This window comes from Streptomyces sp. NPDC090994 (genome assembly GCF_044768905.1).
GTDB lineage: Bacteria > Actinomycetota > Actinomycetes > Streptomycetales > Streptomycetaceae > Streptomyces.
This window is the reverse complement of the sequence record NZ_JBIVWS010000013.1, coordinates 71,765-91,449: the sequence shown is the minus strand read 5'-3', so window position 1 is coordinate 91,449 and position 19,685 is coordinate 71,765. Positions and strand designations below refer to the sequence as shown.

Genomic DNA, 19,685 nt, shown 5'->3' with positions numbered 1-19,685 from the left:
GGTACCGACGTGCGTACGTCCATCGCCACCGTCTCCCTCAGCGGCTCCCTCACCGAGAAGCTGACCGCCGCCTCCCTGGCCGGGTTCGACGGCGTGGAGATCTTCGAGAACGACCTGCGGGCCAGCCCCCTCACCCCCGAGGAGATCCGCGCCCGCTGCGCCGACCTCGGCCTCACCATCGACCTCTACCAGCCGATGCGGGACCTGGAGGCGCTGCCCGAGGAGGAGTTCGCCCGGAGCCTGCGGCGCGCCCGGCACAAGTTCGAGCTGATGCGCAGGCTCGGCGCCGACACCGTCCTGGTCTGCTCCAGCGTCCGCCCGGACGCGATCGACGACGACGCCCTCGCCGCCGAGCAGCTCGCCCGGGTCGCCTCGCTCGCCGCCGACCACGGCATCCGCGTCGCCTACGAGGCGCTCGCCTGGGGCCGGCACATCAGCACCTACGACCACGCCTGGCGCGTCGTCGAGGCCGCCGGCCACCCCGCGCTCGGCACCTGCCTGGACAGCTTCCACATCCTCTCCCGGAACAGCGAGCCCGAGGCGCTCGACGGGATCGCGGACATCCCCGGCGACAAGATCTTCTTCCTCCAGCTCGCGGACGCGCCCCGGCTCGCCATGGACGTCCTCCAATGGAGCCGCCACTACCGCTGCTTCCCGGGCCAGGGCGGCTTCGACGTCGCGGGACTGGTCCGGCGCGTCCTGCGCACCGGCTACGCCGGCCCGCTCTCCCTGGAGGTCTTCAACGACGTCTTCCGGCAGTCCGAGGCCGCCCCGACCGCCGTGGACGCCCAGCGCTCCCTGCGCCTGCTCCAGGAGGAGGTCGGCACCGCCTCGCCGCCCCCGCCCGTCGTCCCCACCGGCGTCGCCTTCGCCGAGCTGGTCACACCGGACGACCGGCCGGTCACCGCGCTGCTCGGCGCCCTCGGCTTCACCCGCGTCGCCCGGCACCGCGGCAAGCCCGTCGCCTTGTGGCAGCAGGGCGAGGCCCGCATCCTGGTCAACACCGGCCCCGCCGAGCGCCGCGACGGCACCCGGCTCGCCGCCGTCGGCCTGACCACCCCCGACCCCGCCGGGGCGGCCCGCCGCGCCGAGGCCCTGCTGGCCCCGGTCCTGCCGCGCCGCCGCGCCCCCGAGGACGCGCCGCTGGACGCGGTCGCCGCCCCCGACGGCACGGAACTCTTCTTCTGCGCCGCCCCCGGCGCCGACGGCCCCGACTGGCGCGCCGACTTCGCGGACGACACCCCGGCGCCCGAGGCCGACGAGGCGTGCTGCGTCGACCACCTCGCCCTGACCCAGCCCTGGCACCACTTCGACGAGGCGGCGCTCTTCCACCGCGGCGTCCTCGGACTGAGCCCGCAGCAGAGCGTGGACGTCGCCGACCCCTACGGGCTGCTGCGCAGCCGCGCCGTCAGCAGCGCCGACGGCGCCGTCCGCATCGTGCTGACGGTGGGCGCCGCCCCCACCGACGACACCGCGCACGCCCAGCACATCGCGCTCGCCACCGACGACGTGGTCGCGGCGGCCCGCCGCTTCCGCGCGGCCGGCGGCCGCCTGCTGCCCGTCCCGGCCAACTACTACGACGACCTGGCGGCCCGCTACGAGTTCGCCGACGGCGAGCTGGAGACGTACCGCGAACTCGGCATCCTCTACGACCGGGACGCGCACGGCGCTTTCCGGCACTGCTACACGCGCACGGTGGGCCGGGTCTTCTTCGAACTCCTCCAGCGCGACGACGGCTACCGCGGCTACGGCGCCCCCAACGCGGCCGTCCGCCTGGCCGCGCAGCACACCGCCCAGGGGGTCACTGGCGGCTGACGGCGCGGGTCACGCCCGCGATCACCGTCGAGGCGAGGATCCAGCCCATGAGGACCAGGACGTAAGCGAGCCACTGGTACCCGCCGCGCGGGGCGAACGCCGTCTCCTGCCCGAAGGAGATGATCGGCAGCAGCAGGTCGAGGGTGTAGAACACCGGGTTGAACTCCGGGGACTCGGACGGCTTCAGCGCCTCGGGGCGGTGCAGCCCGTAGGTCAGGGAGCCGACGGCGAGCAGGGACAGCAGCCAGGCGCCGGCCCGCAGCGGGCGGAAGCCGTACCCGACGGCCACGTCCTGGAGCCGGCCCCACAGGCGGCCGTGCCAACGCAGGGTGCGGCGGTGCCGGCGCAGCTTGGCCAGTTGCACCAGCCGGGCCGCGTCGTCGTCGCCGATGCGCCGGTAGGCGGCCGTCAACTGCTCGTAGGAGTGCGGGACGTAGCCGTCGCCGTCGCGCTCCAGCATGGGCAGGCGGCGCGCGGCGGGATGGTGCGGGACGAGCGCCGTGTAGGTGAGGTCGCTGAGGTACACCTCGTCCGGCACCATCGCCGGGTCGAGGCGGAGGCTGTCCAGCCGTGCGCGGCGCAGCCGGAGCGCGCCCTCGACGCGCTCGCCGTCGAACAGCCACAGCTCCCCGATGACCGCACTGGTGATCTGCAGCGCGGTACCGCCGGGCCGGGACAGGCTCGCCCCGGACAGGTCGAGGGCTCCGGCGACGCGGGCGCCCCGGAAGTCCATGCGGCCCCGGCTGCGCAGGCAGGTGGCCGACACACTCGCCCCGACGGTGAGGTACGGCGCCTCCAGGACGGTTCCGCCGGGGGCCTCCAGGACGGCCTCACGGAGGTTGACCGTGCCGGCGACCGACGCGCCGGTGAGCCGGACCGTCCCGCGCGTGCGCAGTCCGGGTGCCCACAGGTCGGCGCCGACGGCGGCCTGGTTCAGCTGGAGCACCGGCCCCTCGGCGTCCGGCGCGTCGATCCGCGCGCTCTCCAGGTACAGGCTCCCGGCGATCTCCGCCCCGGCCAGCCGGACCATGCCGTGGAACCGGGCGCGGGTCATCCGCAGCACGCCGTCCACCCGTACCGCGTGCGAGACCAGCCCGGGCAGTACGGACTCGCTGAGGTTCAGCTCGCGCAGCCGGCCGCCGTAGAACCGGGGCGTCTCCTCGAAGTGGCAGTGCCGCAGCCGCACCGGGTGGTCGACGGTCGCGTACTGGAGGTCGAGGCTCCCGGTGATCCGCGCGCCCGCGAGGGTGAGCGAGGGGACCTCGCCGTTCTCCCGGGGGCCGTCCAGCAGCAGCGCGCGCAGCACCCCGGCCCGTACGGTCCGCTCCGCACCCCAGGAGCCGCCGTCGGCGGGATCGTCGTCGGGGTCGGGGCGGAAGTCGACGTGCTCGCCCCGGGCGAAGGCCCGCCACACCCGCGCCTCGGCCGGCGTCAGTTCGTTGATCTCCATCGGCGGGGACTCTGACGCGGCGGCCGGGGCCTGTCAACCAGGCCCCGGCCGCCGGGAGTTCACGCCCGGGTGTTCCACTCCGCGAGCACGGGGTGCCCGTGCTCGGTGGACAGCCGGCTCAGGGTCGCCGTCGCCAGTTGGAACAACCGGCCCTCGGACGCCGGCAGCCCGAGCCGGCGCGCGGTCACCATCCGCAGGAAGTGACCGTGCGCCACCAGCACCACATCGCCCTCGGCGAGCGCCGGCTCCACCCGGGACAGCAGCCGGTCGGCCCGCAGACCGACCTGCTCCGGGGACTCGCCCGGACTCTCGGCGCCGGGCGGCACCCCGTCGCTCCACAGGTCCCAGCCGGGCCGGACCCGGTGGATGTCGCGGGTGGTCACGCCCTCGTAGCCGCCGTAGTCCCACTCGTGCAGGTCGGCGTCGGTCTCCGCGCCCACCAGGTCCGCCAGTTCCGCGGTGCGCACGGCCCGGCCGAGGGGGCTGGTCAGCACCCGGGCGAAGGGCCGCCCGGACAGCAGCGGCGCCAGGGACTTGGCCCGCTCCTCACCGCGCGGGGTGAGGAGCAGGTCGGTGTGGCTGGTGTGCTGTCCCGACCGGCTCCACTCCGTCTCGCCGATGGGGGTACCCCCACGCCTTCAGGCAGTGGGGGAGGACGAGCAGCAGATCTCCCTCGCCGGGCTACTTCGAGGACTCGACGGCGTGGCCGCCGAACTGGTTGCGCAGCGCGGCGATCATCTTCATCTGCGGCGAGTCGTCCTGCCGGGAGGAGAACCGGGCGAACAGCGACGCGGTGATCGCGGGCAGCGGCACGGCGTTGTCGATGGCCGCCTCGACGGTCCACCGGCCCTCGCCGGAGTCGGCGGCCCGGCCGCGCAGCTTCTCCAGGTGCGGGTCGTCGTCGAGGGCGTTGACGGCGAGGTCGAGCAGCCAGGAGCGGATGACGGTGCCCTCCTGCCAGGAGCGGAAGACCTCGCGGACGTTGTCCACGGAGTCGACCTTCTCCAGCAGTTCCCAGCCCTCGGCGTACGCCTGCATCATGGCGTACTCGATGCCGTTGTGGACCATCTTCGCGAAGTGCCCGGCGCCGACCTTGCCCGCGTGGACGTAGCCGTAGGGGCCCTCCGGCTTGAGCGCGTCGAAGATGGGCTTGAGGTGCTCGACGCACTCCTTCTCGCCGCCGACCATCAGCGCGTAGCCGTTCTTCAGGCCCCACACGCCGCCGGAGACACCGGCGTCGACGAAGCCGATGCCGCGCTTGGCGAGTTCCTCGGCGTGCTTCTCGTCGTCCGTCCAGCGGGAGTTGCCGCCGTCGATGACGATGTCGCGGGGCTTGAGGATGCCACCGAGCTGGTCGATGACGGCCTGGGTGGGGCCGCCGGCCGGGACCATCACCCACACCGCGCGCGGCGCTTCGAGCTGGTCGACCAGGTCGACGAGGCTGTCGACGTCGGAGAGTTCGGGGTTGGTGTCGTAGCCGACGACGGTGTGGCCGGCGTTGCGCAGACGCTCGCGCATGTTGCCGCCCATCTTGCCGAGACCGATGAGACCGATCTGCATGTCAGTGCACTTCCTTCAGTTCGCGGTAGGCGGCCACCAGGGCCTGGGTGGACGGGTCGAGGCCGGGGACGTCCGCGCCCTCGGTGAGGGCGGGTTCGACGCGCTTGGCGAGGACCTTGCCGAGTTCGACGCCCCACTGGTCGAAGGAGTCGATGTTCCACACGGCGCCCTGGACGAACACCTTGTGCTCGTAGAGGGCGATGAGCTGGCCGAGGACGGACGGCGTCAGCTCGCGCGCGAGGATGGTGGTGGTGGGGTGGTTGCCCTGGAACGTCCTGTGCGCGACCAGTTCCTCCGCGACGCCCTCCGCCCGGACCTCGTCGGGGGTCTTGCCGAAGGCGAGGGCCTGGGTCTGGGCGAAGAAGTTGGCCATCAGCAGGTCGTGCTGGGCCGCCAGCCGGTCGTCCAGTTCGGCGACCGGGCGGGCGAAGCCGATGAAGTCCGCCGGGATCAGCTTGGTGCCCTGGTGGATCAGCTGGTAGTAGGCGTGCTGCCCGTTGGTGCCGGGCGTGCCCCACACCACCGGACCGGTCTGCCACTTGACCCGCTGCCCGTCACGGGTGACGGACTTGCCGTTGGACTCCATGTCCAGCTGCTGGAGGTAGGCGGTGAACTTGGACAGGTAGTGGGAGTACGGCAGCACCGCGTGCGACTGGGCGTCCATGAAGTTGCCGTACCAGACGCCCAGCAGGCCGAGGATCAGCGGGGCGTTGGCCTCCGCCGGGGCCGTGCGGAAGTGGTCGTCGACGATCCGGAAGCCGTCGAGCAGTTCCCGGAAGCGGTCCGGGCCGATCGCGATCATCAGGGAGAGGCCGATCGCGGAGTCGAAGGAGTAGCGTCCGCCGACCCAGTCCCAGAACTCGAACATGTTGGCCGTGTCGATGCCGAAGTCCGCGACCTTCTCGGCGTTGGTCGACAGCGCCACGAAGTGCTTGGCGACGGCGGAGTCGTCCTTGAGCGAGTCGAGCAGCCAGGCGCGGGCGGAGGTGGCGTTGGTGATCGTCTCGATCGTGGTGAACGTCTTCGAGGCGATGATGAACAGCGTCTCGGCCGGGTCCAGGTCGCGGATCGCCTCGTGCAGGTCCGCGCCGTCCACGTTGGAGACGAAGCGTACCGTCAGGTCGCGGTCGGTGAACGCGCGCAGCGCCTCGTAGGCCATCGCGGGGCCGAGGTCGGAGCCGCCGATGCCGACGTTGACCACGTTGCGGATGCGCTTGCCGGTGTGGCCGGTCCACTCGCCGGACCGCACCCGGCCGGCGAAGCCGGCCATCTTGTCCAGCACCGTGTGCACACCGGGGACGACGTTCTCCCCGTCGACCAGGATCGTCGCGTCCGCGGGGGCGCGCAGCGCGGTGTGCAGCACCGCGCGGTCCTCGGTGAGGTTGATCTTCTCGCCGCGGAACATGGCGTCCCGCAGGCCGAAGACACCGGTGGCGGCGGCCAGCTCCCGCAGCAGGGCGAGGGTCTCGTCGGTGACCAGGTGCTTGGAGTAGTCGATGCGCAGGTCACCCACGCGTACGACGTACCGCTCGGCGCGCGAGGGGTCGGCGGCGAACAGCTCACGCAGGTCCGGACGGAGCAGCGCCTCGGCGCGGTGGTCCTCCAGGGCCGTCCACTCGGGACGGCGGGTGAGCTCGGGGGAGTCAGACATGGACAGGGGTCTCCTCGGTGCCCTCGCCGCGCAGGGCGATGGCGTACATCTCGTCCGCGTCGAGGCGCCTGAGCTCCTCGGCGATCAGTTCGGCGGTGGAGCGGACCTTCAGCGCCAGGGTGCGCGGCGGCTGGTCGGGCAGGGTCAGCGTGGCGACGGGGCCCTCGGGCCGGTCGATGACGATCTCGCCGGCCGCGGTGCCCAGGCGGACGGTCGTGACGGCCGGGCCGTCGCTGACCACCCGGTCGGCCGTGACGCCGAGACGGGCCTCCAGCCAGCGGGCCAGCAGCTCGGCGGCCGGGTTGTCCGCCTCGGCCTCCACGGCCGCGGAGGTGACCTTCATCCGGGCCTGGTCCAGGGCGGCGGCCAGCATGGAGCGCCACAGGGTCAGCCGGGTCCAGGCGAGGTCGGTGTCGCCGGGGGCGTAGGTGCGCACCCGTTTGTTCAGGGTCTCCATCGGGTTCTCGACCGCGTACAGGTCGGTGATCCGGCGCTGGGCGAGCGCGCCCAGCGGGTCCTTGGCGGGGTTGTCCGGGGCGTCCACCGGCCACCACACGACCACCGGGGCGTCGGGCAGCAGCAGCGGCAGGACGACGGAGTCGGCGTGCTGCGACACCTCGCCGTACATGCGCAGCACGACGGTCTCGCCGGTGCCGGCCTCGGAGCCGACCCGCACCTCGGCGTCGAGGTGGGACTTGGTGCGCTCGCGCGGGTTGCGGGTGTGCCGCTTGATGACGACCAGGGTGCGCGAGGGGTGCTCGTGCGAGGCCTCCTCGGCCGCCTTGATCGCGTCGTAGGCGTTCTCCTCGTCCGTGACGATGACCATCGTCAGGACCATGCCCACGGCCGGGGTGCCGATGGCCCGGCGGCCCTGGACCAGCGCCTTGTTGACCTTGCTTGCCGTGGTGTCGGTCAGGTCGATCCTCATGGCCTGCGCCAGCTCCGTCCGTCTCGTGCGAGCATCTCGTCGGCTTCCTCGGGGCCCCAGCTGCCGGAGGCGTACTGGGCGGGCTTGCCGTGGGTGGCCCAGTACTCCTCGACCGGGTCGAGGATCCGCCAGGACTCTTCCACCTCCTGGTGACGCGGGAACAGGTTGGCGTCACCCAGGAGGACGTCCAGGATCAGGCGTTCGTACGCCTCGGGGCTGGACTCGGTGAAGGACTCGCCGTAGGCGAAGTCCATGGACACGTCCCGGATCTCCATCGACGTGCCGGGCACCTTGGAGCCGAACCGGACCGTCATGCCCTCGTCCGGCTGGACGCGGATGACGATCGCGTTGGCGCCGAGTTCCTCGGTGGCCGTCTGGTCGAAGGGGGAGTGCGGGGCGCGCTGGAAGACGACCGCGATCTCCGTGACCCGGCGGCCCAGACGCTTGCCGGTGCGCAGGTAGAACGGGACGCCCGCCCAGCGGCGGTTGTCGATCGCCAGCTTCATCGCGGCGTAGGTGTCGGTGGTGGAGGCCGGGTCGATGCCGTCCTCCTCCAGGTAGCCGCGCACCTGCTCGCCGCCCTGCCAGCCGCCCGCGTACTGGCCGCGCACGGTGTGCTCGCCCAGGTCGTCCGGGAGCCGCACGGCCCGGAACACCTTCAGCTTCTCGGTGAGCAGCGACGCCGCGTCGAAGGAGGCGGGCTCCTCCATCGCGGTGAGCGCCATCAGCTGGAGCAGGTGGTTCTGGATGACGTCGCGGGCGGCGCCGATGCCGTCGTAGTACCCGGCCCGGCCGCCGATGCCGATGTCCTCGGCCATGGTGATCTGGACGTGGTCGACGTAGGACCGGTTCCAGATCGGCTCGTACATCTGGTTGGCGAAGCGCAGCGCCAGGATGTTCTGGACGGTCTCCTTGCCCAGGTAGTGGTCGATGCGGAAGACCTGGTCCGGCTCGAACACGTCGTGCACGAGGGCGTTCAGCTCCTGCGCGCTCCGCAGGTCGTGCCCGAACGGTTTCTCGATGACGGCGCGGCGCCAGGAGCCCTCCGGGGCGTCCGCCAGGCCGTGCTTCTTCAGCTGCTGGACGACCTTGGGGAAGAACTTCGGCGGCACCGAGAGGTAGAAGGCGTAGTTGCCGCTGGTGCCGCGCGAGGCGTCCAGCTCGTCGACGGCCCTGCGCAGCTCCTCGAAGGCGTTGTCGTCGTCGAAGTCGCCGGGGATGAACCGCATGCCCTCGGAGAGCTGCTGCCAGACCTCCTCGCGGAACTCGGTCCGCGCGTGCTCCTTGACGGCCTGGTGCACGACCTCGGCGAAGTCCTGGTCCTCCCAGTCCCGGCGGGCGAAGCCCACCAGGGAGAAGCCCGGCGGCAGCAGGCCGCGGTTGGCCAGGTCGTAGACGGCCGGCATCAGCTTCTTGCGGGACAGGTCGCCGGTGACACCGAAGATGACCAGACCGGACGGGCCCGCGATACGGGGCAGCCGGCGGTCCTGCGGGTCACGCAGGGGGTTGCTCCAGTCGTGGACCGGGATCTGCGCTGAAGCCTTCCCGCCACGGGCCTGCTCCGGGCCCTGGTCCGGGTTCTGCTGCTCCCGGATCTGCTTCAGGGTCCGCTCCCGCTGCTGCGCCGGGGTCTCGGCGGGGGACGCGGCGTCCGTGACGCCCGCCGCCTCCCGGGCGTCCCGGACCTCCTTGGCCTCCTTCGTCGCCTTGGTCTCGCCCGCGTCCGGGTCGGGAAGCTTCTTGCTCATTCCCCGTCAACTCCCTTGTCGTCGACCTTGCTGTCGAGGGACTTCGTCACGGCGTCGAGCAGGTCCTGCCAGGCCGCCTCGAACTTGGTCACGCCCTCGCGCTCCAGCTGCTCCACCACCTCGTCGTACGAGATGCCGAGCCGCTCCACGGCGGCGAGGTCGGCCCTCGCCTGGGCGTAGCCGCCGGTGACCGTGTCGCCCTGGACGTCACCGTGGTCGGCGGTGGCCTCCAGAGTGGCCTCCGGCATGGTGTTCACGGTGCCGGGAGCGACCAGCTCCTCCACGTACAGGGTGTCCCGGTATGCCGGATCCTTCACCCCGGTGGACGCCCACAGGGGGCGCTGCCGGTGGGCGCCGGTCCCCGCCAGGGCGGTGAAGCGGTCGCCGGCGAAGACCTCCTCGTACGCCTCGTAGGCCAGCCGCGCGTTGGCCAGGGCCGCCTTCCCCTTCAGGGCGAGGGCCTCGTCCGTGCCGAGCACGGTCAGCCGCTTGTCGATCTCGCTGTCGACGCGGGAGACGAAGAAGGAGGCGACGGAGTGGACCGTGGCCAGGTCGTGCCCGGCGGCCCGCGCCCGCTCCAGGCCGGCGAGGTAGGCGTCCATGACCTCGCGGTAGCGCTCCAGGGAGAAGATCAGCGTGACGTTGACGCTGATGCCCGCGCCGATGACCTCGGTGATCGCCGGGAGACCGGCCTTGGTCGCCGGGATCTTGATCATGACGTTGGGGCGGTCCACCAGCCAGAACAGCTGCCGGGCCTCGGCGATCGTGGCCGCCGTGTCGTGGGCCAGGCGCGGGTCGACCTCGATGGAGACCCGGCCGTCCCGGCCGCCGCTCGCCTCGTACACCGGACGCAGCACGTCGGCGGCGGCGCGGACGTCGGCGGTGGTCATCATCCGCACCGCCTCGTCCACGGTCACGCCGCGCACCGCGAGGTCGGCGAGCTGCTCCTCGTAGCCGGCGCCGGAGCCGATGGCCGCCTGGAAGATGGACGGGTTGGTGGTGACGCCGACGACCCCGCCGGTGGCGACCAGCCGGGCCAGGTCCCCCGACTCGATCCGGGTGCGGGACAGGTCGTCCAGCCAGACGGAGACACCCTCGTCGGCCAGGCGCGTGAGCGCCTTCGGGGTCCCGGTTGCTTCGGTCACAGTGATCATCATCTTCTTTCTGGCGTTGCGATCAAGCAGGAACGTCGCGGTCAGGGGCGGGCGGCGGCGAGGGACTCCCGGGCCGCGGCGGCGACGTTCTCGGCGGTGAAGCCGTACTCGGTGAACAGGGTCTTGGCGTCGGCGGAGGCGCCGTAGTGCTCCAGCGAGACGATGCGTCCCGCGTCGCCGACGAAGCGGTACCAGGTCAGGGCGATCCCGGCCTCCACGGCCACCCGGGCCTTCACGGCCGGCGGCAGCACGCTCTCGCGGTACGCCCGCGGCTGCTCGTCGAACCACTCCACGGACGGCATCGACACCACCCGGGCGGGGGTCCCCCCGGCCTCCAGCAGCTCCCGGGCCGCGACGGCGACCTGGACCTCGGAGCCGGTGGCGATGAGGATCACCTCCGGGGTCCCGGTGGAGGCGTCCCGCAGGACGTAGCCGCCCTTGGCCGCGTCCGGGTTCGCCTCGTAGGTCGGCAGGCCCTGGCGGCTGAGGGCGAGGCCGTGCGGGGCGGGGGCGGTGGAGTGGCGGCGCAGGATCTCCGCCCAGGCGGTGGCCGTCTCGTTGGCGTCGGCCGGGCGGACGACGTTCAGGCCGGGGATGGCGCGCAGCGCGGCGAGGTGCTCGACCGGCTGGTGGGTCGGGCCGTCCTCGCCCAGGCCGACGGAGTCGTGCGTCCACACGTACGTCACCGGCAGCTGCATCAGCGCCGACATGCGCACGGCGTTGCGCATGTAGTCGGAGAAGGTCAGGAAGGTGCCGCCGTAGATCCGGGTGTTGCCGTGCAGCGCGATGCCGTTCATCTCGGCCGCCATCGAGAACTCGCGGATGCCGAAGTGGACGGTACGGCCGTACGGGTCGGCCTCGGGCAGCGGGTTGCCCTCGGGGAGGAAGGAGGAGGTCTTGTCGATGGTGGTGTTGTTGGAGCCGGCGAGGTCGGCGGAGCCGCCCCACAGCTCGGGCAGGACCGGGCCGAGCGCCTGGAGCACCTTGCCGGACGCGGCCCGGGTGGCGACCGCCTGGCCCGGCTCGAACACCGGCAGCGCGTCCTCCCAGCCCTCGGGGAGCCGGCCGGCCACCACGCGGTCGAACAGCGCCGCGCGCTCCGGCTGGGCGCCGCGCCACTTGTCGATCCGCTTGTCCCAGGCGGCGTGCGCCTCGGCGCCCCGGTCCAGCGCCTTCCGGGTGTGGGCGAGGACCTCGTCCGCGACCTCGAAGGACCGCTCCGGGTCGAAGCCGAGGACGCGCTTGGTGGCGGCGACCTCGTCCGCGCCGAGCGCGGAGCCGTGCGAGGCCTCGGTGTTCTGGGCGTTCGGCGCCGGCCAGGCGATGATCGTGCGCATGGCGATGATGGAGGGGCGGCCGGTCTCCGCCTTGGCGGCGGTGAGGGCCGCGTACAGGGCGTGCACGTCGACGTCGCCGTTCTCGGCGGGCTCGATGCGCTGGGTGTGCCAGCCGTACGCCTCGTACCGCTTCAGCACGTCCTCGGAGAAGGCAGTGGCGGTGTCGCCCTCGATGGAGATGTGGTTGTCGTCGTAGAGGAAGACCAGGTTGCCGAGCTTCTGGTGCCCGGCCAGCGACGACGCCTCGGCGGAGACGCCCTCCTGGAGGTCGCCGTCGGAGACGATCGCCCAGATCGTGTGGTCGAAGGGGGACTCGCCCTCGGGCGCCTCGGGGTCGAACAGGCCGCGCTCGTAGCGGGCGGCCATCGCCATGCCCACCGCGTTGGCCACGCCCTGGCCCAGCGGGCCGGTGGTCGTCTCGACGCCGGCGGTGTGCCCGTACTCGGGGTGACCGGGCGTCTTCGACCCCTGCGTCCGGAACGCCTTCAGGTCGTCCAGCTCCAGCTCGTACCCGGCGAGGTAGAGCTGCGTGTAGAGGGTCAGCGAGGTGTGTCCGGGGGAGAGGACGAAGCGGTCACGGCCGGTCCACTCGGGATCGGCGGGGTCGTGACGCATCACCTTCTGAAAGATCGTGTAGGCGGCCGGGGCGAGGGCCATCGCCGTCCCCGGGTGCCCGTTCCCGACCTTCTGCACGGCATCGGCCGCGAGAACGCGGGCGGTGTCGACGGCACGCCGGTCGAGTTCGGTCCATTCGAAGCGGTCCGCTGTGTGCGTGCTCATCTTCAAGAAATCCTCGATTGGAGCGGAGTGACTGGTCTGACGTGTTCAAACTTAAAAGTCTGACTTTTTGGAGTGAAGGTCATCGTGTGCCAGCCTGTGGTGAAACTGGGACACGCCTCGGGCGCTCGCGCGCGCGAGGGGACGGTACGAGAAGGACATGGCGGACGAACAGCACAAAGGCGCCGGCGGCGACGGGATCAAGACGTTCCCCTTCCCGGTCGATCTCAGCCTCCTCGGCGTCGGCATGCAGGTCGGCCCGATGGGCACCGGCCGTGCCTGGCACGCGCAGGCCCCGCTGCACCGCGTGCACCGCATCGACTTCCACGTCGTCATGCTCTTCACCGGCGGCCCGGTCCGCCACATGATCGACTTCACCGAGTACGAGGCGACCGCCGGCGACCTGCTGTGGATCCGCCCCGGACAGGTCCACCGCTTCTCGCAGACCAGCGAGTACCGCGGAACCGCGCTGACCATGCAGCCCGGCTTCCTGCCCCGCGCCACCGTCGAGGCCACCGGCCTCTACCGCTACGACCTGCCGCCCCTGCTGCACCCCGACCCGGCCCGGTACGACGCCCTGACGGCCTCCCTGGAACAGCTGCGGCGCGAGTACGAGGACGCCACCACCCTGCCGCTGAGCCTGCACACGGCGGTGCTGCGGCACACGCTCACCGCCTTCCTGCTGCGCCTCGCGCACCTCGCGGCCAGCTCGGCCGAGGCGGCGCGCACCCAGCAGGCCGACACCACGTTCACCCTGTTCCGGGACGCGGTGGAGCGCGGCTTCGCCACCAACCACAGCGTCAGCGCCTACGCCGACGCGCTCGGCTACTCCCGCCGCACCCTGGTCCGCGCGGTGCGCGCCGCGACCGGCGAGACGCCCAAGGCGTTCATCGACAAACGGGTCGTCCTGGAGGCCAAACGGCTCCTCGCCCACACCGACATGCCGATCGGCCGCGTCGGCGCGGCGGTCGGCTTCCCCGACGCGGCGAACTTCTCCAAGTTCTTCCACCAGCACACGGAGCTGACGCCGGCGGCGTTCCGGGCGGAGCTGAGCTGAGCACGCCGAAGGGGGCCGCGCGGTGCCGCGCGGCCCCCTTCTCGCGTGGGGTGCTCAGTGCCCGAAGCTGAACCAGTTCACGTTGACGAAGTCGGCCGGCTGGCCGCTGGTGAACGTCAGGTACACGTCGTGGGTGCCGGTCACCGAGGAGATGTTCGCCGGGATCGTCCGCCACGACTGCCAGCCGCCCGTGCTGCCCACCGCGAAGCTGCCGACGGGCGTGGCGGTACGGCTGTCCAGACGGACCTCCACCAGCCCGCTGACGCCGCTCGCCGCCCCGCTGGCCACCCGGGCGTTGAACTGGGTGGCCGCGCCGGAACCGAAGTTCACGCCCTTGTACTGGACCCAGTCGCCGTTGGCGAGCGCGCCGATGTTCTGCCCGCCGCCCGAGTCGGTGGTGGTCTCGCTGATGGTGCCGGACTGGGCGTCGTAGGACTCGGCCTGGATGGCGGTGTAGGCGTCCCGGTTGGTGGGCGGCGTGGTGGAGCCCCCGCCGGACGACAGCACCTGGACGTAGTCGACCAGCATCGGGTGGCCGGGGACGGTGCCGCTGTCCGGGCCGCCGCCGAAGGCGCCCGGGAAGCCGCCGCCCATCGCCACGTTGAGGATGATGAAGAAGCCGTGGTTCGTGGCGTTGGACCAGGTGGTGGCGTCCATCTGGTCGGCGCGCACGGTGTGGTAGTTGACGCCGTCGACGTAGAAGCGGATCTGCTCGACGCTGGTCGAGCGGTCCCACTCCATGCGGTAGGTGTGGAAGCCGGACTGGCAGGTGGCGCCGGGACAGGCGGTCGAACCGCCGATGCCGGTGGTCTCGTTGCAGGGGCCGCCCGGGTTGGTCCCGCAGTGCATGGTCGACCAGACGGTGTTGAGGCCCTGGACGTTCTCCATGATGTCCAGCTCGCCCACGCTCGGCCAGTTCCAGTAGTTGCCCCGGAACGGCGCCCCCAGCATCCAGAAGGCGGGCCAGTAGCCCTTGGCCGCGGCGCCGGTGACGTTCGGCATCTGGATGCGCGACTCGACGCTCAGCTTGCCGCCGGCCGGGGGCTGGAAGTCGGTGCGGTTGGTCTCGACGCGGCCCGAGGTCCAGTTGCCGTTCGCGTCCCGCAGCGGCGTGATGCGCAGGTTGCCGCTGCCGTCGAGGGAGACGTTGTTCGTGCTGGACGTCATCGTCTCGACCTCGCCGGTGCCCCAGTTGGCGGCGCCGCCGGGATACGAAGTACCGGTCGCGTACTGCCAGTTGGACGTGTTCACGCCGGAGCCGGCCGCGCCGTCGAAGTCGTCCAGGAAGACCTGCGTCCAGCCGGACGGGGGCGTGGGCGCGGAGGCGTCCGCGGGCGGGGCGGCGAGGGTGGCGCCGGCCACGGCCAGCCCGAGCGCTCCCAGGGCGGCGACGAGCGCGCGCCGCAGGGGACGACGTCTGTGCGGGGTGCCGGAGGGTTCGCGCATGGGGGTGCCTCTCGGTACGGGGTGGGAGGATGCCGGGCACTGCGACTCCGCGAGCGCGTTCTGAGAGCGCTCTCAGAGTGCGGCCAATGTGCTCCCCGGGCCCCCGGCCGTCAAGAGGTGAAGCCGAGAAAGTCCTTGCCCCGTGGGGGAGTTCAGCACCCGAAGGGCACGAAAAAGCGCCCTTCGGACCCGCCGTCCGCCCCGCGCGCCGACGGGTGGTCAGCTCAGCGCGCTGCCCGCCTTCCACTTCTTCCAGGACAGGTTCCAGCCGTTGAGCCCGTTGGCCGGGTCGACGGTCTTGTCGCCCGAGTTCTTCACGATCACCACGTCCCCCAGCAGCGAACCGTCGTAGAACTCGTACCCCGCCGTGTCCTCGTCCGCCCCGCCCTTGGCGTCGTGCAGGCCGATGCAGCCGTGCGTGCCGTTGGTGTGGCCGAAGGCGGAGGCGGCGGTCCAGTAGTTGCCGTGGACGAACGTGCCGGAGGTGGTCAGCCGCTGCGCGTGCGGCACGTCCGCGATGTCGTACTCGTCGCCGAGCCCGACCGTCGAGGACTGCATCCGGGTCTCCTTCAGCCGCTCGCTGATCACCATGATCCCGGCCCAGGTGGTGTGCTCGGAGTCGCCGCCGGTGACGGGGTAGGTGGCGGTCTTCTCGCCGTCCCGGACGACCGTCATCTGCTCGGACTTCAGGTCGACGGTGCTGATCTGGGACCGGCCGATGCGGAAGGTGAAGTTCTTCGTCTGGGTGCCGTAGAGGTCGTCGGCGGCGCGGACGCCGGCCAGCCGCAGGTCGACGGTGACGGTGGTGTCCTTCGCCCAGTACTTCTTCGGCCGGAAGTCCAGCCGGGTGTCGCCGAACCAGTGGCCGACCACCTCGACCCCGGAGTCGGCGCTCACCGTGATCGCCGACTCCACCGCCGCCTTGCGGGTCACCGCGTGCGAGAAGGTGATCGACACCGGCATGCCGACGCCGTAGGTGCCGCCCGCCTCGGGGGTCACGGTCGCGGTGAGGGAGCGGGCCTCGGCGGTGCCGCTCGCCGGGACGGTCCCCTCGGCGGCCCGCGCGGTGCCGGTGCCCGCGCCCGCCAGTGCCGCCGCGACCGGCACGGCGCCGAGCACGGCGAGCACCCCGCGCCGCGACCACCGTCCCGGCTGGGCGTCCTGCTGGTCGGATATGGGGTGGCTGCTCACGGGACGGGCCTTTCGGGGGGTGGGCGGGGATCGGGTGCAGTCTGCACCTTATAGCTGGGTCGGAGCTGTGCGGTGCTGTTCGTCCCCTGGGGCGGCTGTGAGAAATGTGGCAGACGGGAACAGGCTCCCGGCCCGCGCGTCCGGTCCTCGTCAGGGGCGGGACGGCCCGCCCGGCCGCCACCCCAGCCCCCGTGAGATCCCGCGCGCCGCCAGCCGTACCGCCGGTGACAGCGCCGGGACGCGGACGGCGTCGTGCGGGACGACGACCGAGACCGCCGCGGTCACCGTCCCGTCCGGCCCGCGCACCGGGGCGGCCACCGAGATGGCGTCCTCGGTGACCTGCCGGTCGCTGACCGCCACCCCCGTGCGCCGCACCTCCGCCAGCACCCCGCGCAGCCGGACCGGGTCGGTGACGGTGTACGGGGTGAAGGCGGCCAGCGGACCCGCGCAGTACGCCTCCTGGACCTCCGGTGTCCCGTGCGCCAGCAGGGCGAGGCCGACACCCGTGGCGTGCAGCGGCCAGCGGCCGCCCACCCGGATGTGCACGCCGACCGCCGACCGCCCCGACAGCCACTCGACGTAGACCACCTCGCCGCCGTCCCGCACCGCGAGCTGCACGTTCTCGTGCGTCGCCTCGTACAGGTCCTCCAGATGGGGCAGGGCGACCTGCCGCAGTCCCAGACCGCGCGGCGCGAGCGCGGCGACCTCCCACAGCCGCAGCCCCACGTGGTAGCGCCCCGACCCGTCGCGCTCCAGGGCACCCCAGGCCGTCAGGGCGCCCACCAGCCGGTGCGCGGTGGTCAGGGTGAGCCCGGCCCGGCGGCTGATGTCCGTGAGGCACAGCGCGGCGTGCTCGTGGTCGAAGGCGGCGAGCACCGACAGCAGCCGGTCGGTCGCGGAACGGCCGGGGACGGAGGAGCCGGTGACGGAACGGGCTGTCATGGCGCTGGGTCTCCTTCCGTCAGGGGGCCGGTGCCGGCCCCGGTGCGGTCGCGCACCGGGCGCGCGGCGGTCCCAGGTGAAGGTAGGCACCGGACGCACCCCGGTCAATGCGCCGGTACCCCGTCCGCCGGACGGCCCGCGTGCCATGATCGGCGGCAGCGGGGGCCGGCGGCGGGCCGGCCGTGCGGAAAGGACGCGGGTGTGAGGCTGACGATTCTGGGCGGCGGCGGATTCCGGGTGCCGCTGGTGTACGGGGCACTGCTCGGGGACCGCGGCGAGCGGCGGGTGAGCGAGGTGGTGCTGCACGACCTCGACGCGGACCGGCTGACCGCGGTGACCCGGGTCCTGGCCGAACAGGCCGCCGGCGTCCCCGACGCGCCCCGCGTCACGGCCACCACCGACCTGGACGAGGCGCTCACCGGCGCCGACTTCGTCTTCTCCGCGATCCGGGTCGGCGGCCTGGCGGGCCGCGCGGACGACGAACGGGTCGCGCTCGCCGAGGGTGTCCTCGGCCAGGAGACGGTCGGCGCGGGCGGCATCGCCTACGGCCTGCGGACCGTCCCCGTCGCCGTCGACATCGCCCGCCGGGTGGCCCGCCTGGCCCCCGACGCCTGGGTCATCAACTTCACCAACCCCGCCGGACTGGTCACCGAGGCGATGTCCCGGCACCTCGGCGACCGCGTCATCGGCATCTGCGACTCGCCGGTCGGCCTCGGCCGCCGTATCGCCCGGGTGCTCGGCGCCGACCCGCGCGAGGCGTTCGTCGACTACGTCGGCCTCAACCACCTCGGCTGGGTGCGCGCGCTGCGCGTCGCCGGCCGCGACGAACTGCCCCGGCTGCTCGCCGACCCCGCCCTGCTCGGCTCCTTCGAGGAGGGCCGCCTCTTCGGCCCCGACTGGCTCCGCTCGCTCGGCGCCGTCCCCAACGAGTACCTGCACTACTACTACTTCAACCGGGAGGCCGTACACGCCTACCAGCAGGCCGAGCGCACCCGCGGCGCCTTCCTGCGCGACCAGCAGGCCGGGTTCTACGCCGAGGCCCGCGACCCCGGTGTCTCCGCCCTGGAACTGTGGGAACGCACCCGCGCCGAGCGCGAGGCCACCTACATGGCGGAGAACCGGGAGGCGGCCGGCGCCGGCGAACGCGAGGCCGAGGACCTCTCCGGCGGCTACGAGGAGGTCGCCCTCGCCCTGATGCGGGCCGTCGCCCGCGGCGAGCGCACCACCCTGATCCTCAACGTCCGCAACGGCTCCACGCTCGCCGCCCTCGACGCCGACGCCGTCATCGAGGTGCCCTGCCTGGTCGACGCGAGCGGCGCGCGCCCCCTGGCCGCCGCGCCGCTGCCGGACCACGCCACCGGCCTCGTCTGCTCGGTCAAGGCCGTCGAACGCGAGATCCTCGCGGCGGCCGAGTCCGGCTCCCGCGCCCGGGCCGTGACGGCCTTCGCGCTGCACCCGCTCGTCGACTCCGTCAACGTGGCACACCGCCTCGTCGACGGCTACACCGCCGTCCATCCCGGCCTCGCCTATCTCCGGTAGGCGGGGCCGCACTCCGGCCGGAACGTTCCCATGAAGAATTAAGGAACGGGCAGAACACCTGGTCAGCCGCGCCGTACGGCGAAAATCGGCCCCGGCGCGTCGCCTGTCGTACACCTCCGGTTCGCCTGCCGCCCCTGGGATGCGGCCAGTACGACGAAGAGAGAGGTGGCACGGTGCGAGAGCCGCGACTGTCCGCGATCGGCAAAGGACTGAAGCGCCGGGGGAGGCTGATGGCCCAGGCCGTCAGCCCGCCGCGCCGGGGCCTCGACGCGGTGCCCGCGCCCCGCAAGGCGGCGGACGACCGCGGCGGCTACACCGCCCCGCCCGCGCCGCGCCTGGTGGAGTCCCCGGTGTTCGTCCTGTCCTCGGTGCGCTCCGGGTCGACCCTGCTGCGGGTCCTGCTGAACAGCCACAGCCGCATCCGCGCCCCGCACGAGATGCATCTGCGCACCCTGCGCGTCCAGCTCTCCCGGCCGTTCACCCCCAAGGCCATGCAGGCGCTGGAACTCGACCGGGAGGAACTGGAGCACGTCCTGTGGGACCGGGTGCTCCACCTCGAACTCGTCCGCAGCGGCAAGGACGTCATCGTCGACAAGACCCCGGCCAACGTCCACGTCCTGCCCCGGCTGAACCGATGTTGGCCCAAGGCCCGCCGGATCGTCCTGCTGCGCCACCCGGGCGCGGTCGTGGCCTCCCTCACCGCCCGCCGCAGCGACCCGGACCACACCGCCATCCGCGCCGAGGTCCTCGGTTACGCCGAGAAGCTGGAGGAGGCGCGGCACGACCCCGCCGCCCACGTGATCACGTACGAGGACCTCACCGCCGAGCCGGAACGGGTCACCCGGGGCATCTGCGCGTACCTCGGCGTCCCCTGGGAGCCCGGCATGCTCGACTACGGCAGCAAGGACCACGGCGACTTCCGGCCCCAGCTGGGCGACTGGTCCGAGACCCTCAAGTCCGGCCGCATCCGCGCCGCCCGCTCCGCCGCCCCCGGCACCGACCTGCCGCCCCGGCTGCGGGACCTGGCACGGGCCTGGGGGTACCGGGACTGACCGCCCGCTGCCGGTACCCCCCCGCTGCCGGTACCCCC

15 protein-coding genes are annotated in these 19,685 nt (G+C 72.7%); 4 read left to right on the top strand and 11 right to left on the bottom strand.

Annotated features, from left to right (window positions below):
• Nucleotides 1-9 precede the first annotated feature (9 nt).
• Complete coding sequence (locus ACIQR3_RS24940; protein ID WP_403542607.1) at nucleotides 10-1,815, top strand: bifunctional sugar phosphate isomerase/epimerase/4-hydroxyphenylpyruvate dioxygenase family protein; 1,806 nt, start codon at nucleotides 10-12, stop codon at nucleotides 1,813-1,815.
• Here ACIQR3_RS24940 and ACIQR3_RS24935 read toward each other — a convergent pair.
• From ACIQR3_RS24935 to tkt, 8 genes are all read right to left on the bottom strand, one after another.
• Nucleotides 1,802-3,265, bottom strand: a complete 1,464-nt coding sequence (locus tag ACIQR3_RS24935) for a membrane-associated oxidoreductase (RefSeq protein ID WP_403542606.1) — start codon at nucleotides 3,263-3,265, stop codon at nucleotides 1,802-1,804. The genes ACIQR3_RS24940 and ACIQR3_RS24935 overlap by 14 nt on opposite strands.
• A gap of 59 nt (nucleotides 3,266-3,324) precedes the next feature.
• The gene (locus tag ACIQR3_RS24930; protein WP_403542773.1) at nucleotides 3,325-3,885 is read right to left on the bottom strand and encodes a histidine phosphatase family protein; all 561 of its coding nucleotides are present in this window, start codon (nucleotides 3,883-3,885) and stop codon (nucleotides 3,325-3,327) included.
• Nucleotides 3,886-3,946: 61 nt separating this feature from the next.
• Entirely contained in the window at nucleotides 3,947-4,825 is an 879-nt protein-coding gene (gene gnd / locus ACIQR3_RS24925) for a phosphogluconate dehydrogenase (NAD(+)-dependent, decarboxylating) (protein ID WP_403542605.1), read from the bottom strand.
• A 1-nt stretch (nucleotide 4,826) separates the two neighbouring features.
• The gene (pgi, locus tag ACIQR3_RS24920; protein ID WP_403542603.1) at nucleotides 4,827-6,476 is read right to left on the bottom strand and encodes a glucose-6-phosphate isomerase; all 1,650 of its coding nucleotides are present in this window, start codon (nucleotides 6,474-6,476) and stop codon (nucleotides 4,827-4,829) included.
• Nucleotides 6,469-7,404: a glucose-6-phosphate dehydrogenase assembly protein OpcA gene (opcA, locus tag ACIQR3_RS24915; RefSeq protein ID WP_403542601.1), complete on the bottom strand. Its 936-nt coding sequence runs from the start codon at nucleotides 7,402-7,404 to the stop codon at nucleotides 6,469-6,471. The genes pgi and opcA overlap by 8 nt, the downstream gene beginning before the upstream one ends.
• Nucleotides 7,401-9,152 (bottom strand): glucose-6-phosphate dehydrogenase, encoded by a 1,752-nt coding sequence (gene zwf / locus ACIQR3_RS24910; protein WP_403542600.1) that lies wholly within the window; start codon nucleotides 9,150-9,152, stop codon nucleotides 7,401-7,403. The genes opcA and zwf overlap by 4 nt, the downstream gene beginning before the upstream one ends.
• The gene (gene tal, locus ACIQR3_RS24905; protein WP_403542598.1) at nucleotides 9,149-10,306 is read right to left on the bottom strand and encodes a transaldolase; all 1,158 of its coding nucleotides are present in this window, start codon (nucleotides 10,304-10,306) and stop codon (nucleotides 9,149-9,151) included. Before tal ends, zwf begins: the two co-directional genes overlap by 4 nt.
• A gap of 41 nt (nucleotides 10,307-10,347) precedes the next feature.
• Complete coding sequence (tkt, locus tag ACIQR3_RS24900; protein ID WP_403542596.1) at nucleotides 10,348-12,423, bottom strand: transketolase; 2,076 nt, start codon at nucleotides 12,421-12,423, stop codon at nucleotides 10,348-10,350.
• Between the two features lie 157 nt (nucleotides 12,424-12,580).
• On the opposite strand from tkt, the gene ACIQR3_RS24895 reads away from it, so the two are divergent.
• Nucleotides 12,581-13,477: a helix-turn-helix domain-containing protein gene (locus ACIQR3_RS24895; RefSeq protein ID WP_403542594.1), complete on the top strand. Its 897-nt coding sequence runs from the start codon at nucleotides 12,581-12,583 to the stop codon at nucleotides 13,475-13,477.
• A 54-nt stretch (nucleotides 13,478-13,531) separates the two neighbouring features.
• On the opposite strand, the gene ACIQR3_RS24890 is transcribed toward ACIQR3_RS24895, so the two are convergent.
• From ACIQR3_RS24890 to ACIQR3_RS24880, 3 genes are all read right to left on the bottom strand, one after another.
• Nucleotides 13,532-14,923 carry a glycoside hydrolase family 16 protein gene (locus tag ACIQR3_RS24890; RefSeq protein ID WP_403542592.1) on the bottom strand — a complete coding sequence of 464 codons (1,392 nt, stop codon included), beginning with the start codon at nucleotides 14,921-14,923 and terminating at the stop codon, nucleotides 13,532-13,534.
• Between the two features lie 219 nt (nucleotides 14,924-15,142).
• A complete protein-coding gene (locus tag ACIQR3_RS24885; RefSeq protein WP_403542590.1) occupies nucleotides 15,143-16,114 on the bottom strand; it encodes an Ig-like domain-containing protein in 972 nt (323 codons plus the stop codon).
• A 150-nt stretch (nucleotides 16,115-16,264) separates the two neighbouring features.
• Nucleotides 16,265-17,056, bottom strand: coding sequence for an IclR family transcriptional regulator (locus ACIQR3_RS24880; RefSeq protein ID WP_403542588.1), 792 nt, complete (start codon nucleotides 17,054-17,056; stop codon nucleotides 16,265-16,267).
• Nucleotides 17,057-17,257: 201 nt separating this feature from the next.
• On the opposite strand from ACIQR3_RS24880, the gene ACIQR3_RS24875 reads away from it, so the two are divergent.
• Entirely contained in the window at nucleotides 17,258-18,595 is a 1,338-nt protein-coding gene (locus tag ACIQR3_RS24875) for a 6-phospho-beta-glucosidase (protein WP_403542586.1), read from the top strand.
• A gap of 173 nt (nucleotides 18,596-18,768) precedes the next feature.
• Nucleotides 18,769-19,647: a sulfotransferase family protein gene (locus tag ACIQR3_RS24870; RefSeq protein WP_403542585.1), complete on the top strand. Its 879-nt coding sequence runs from the start codon at nucleotides 18,769-18,771 to the stop codon at nucleotides 19,645-19,647.
• Nucleotides 19,648-19,685: the final 38 nt, after the last annotated feature.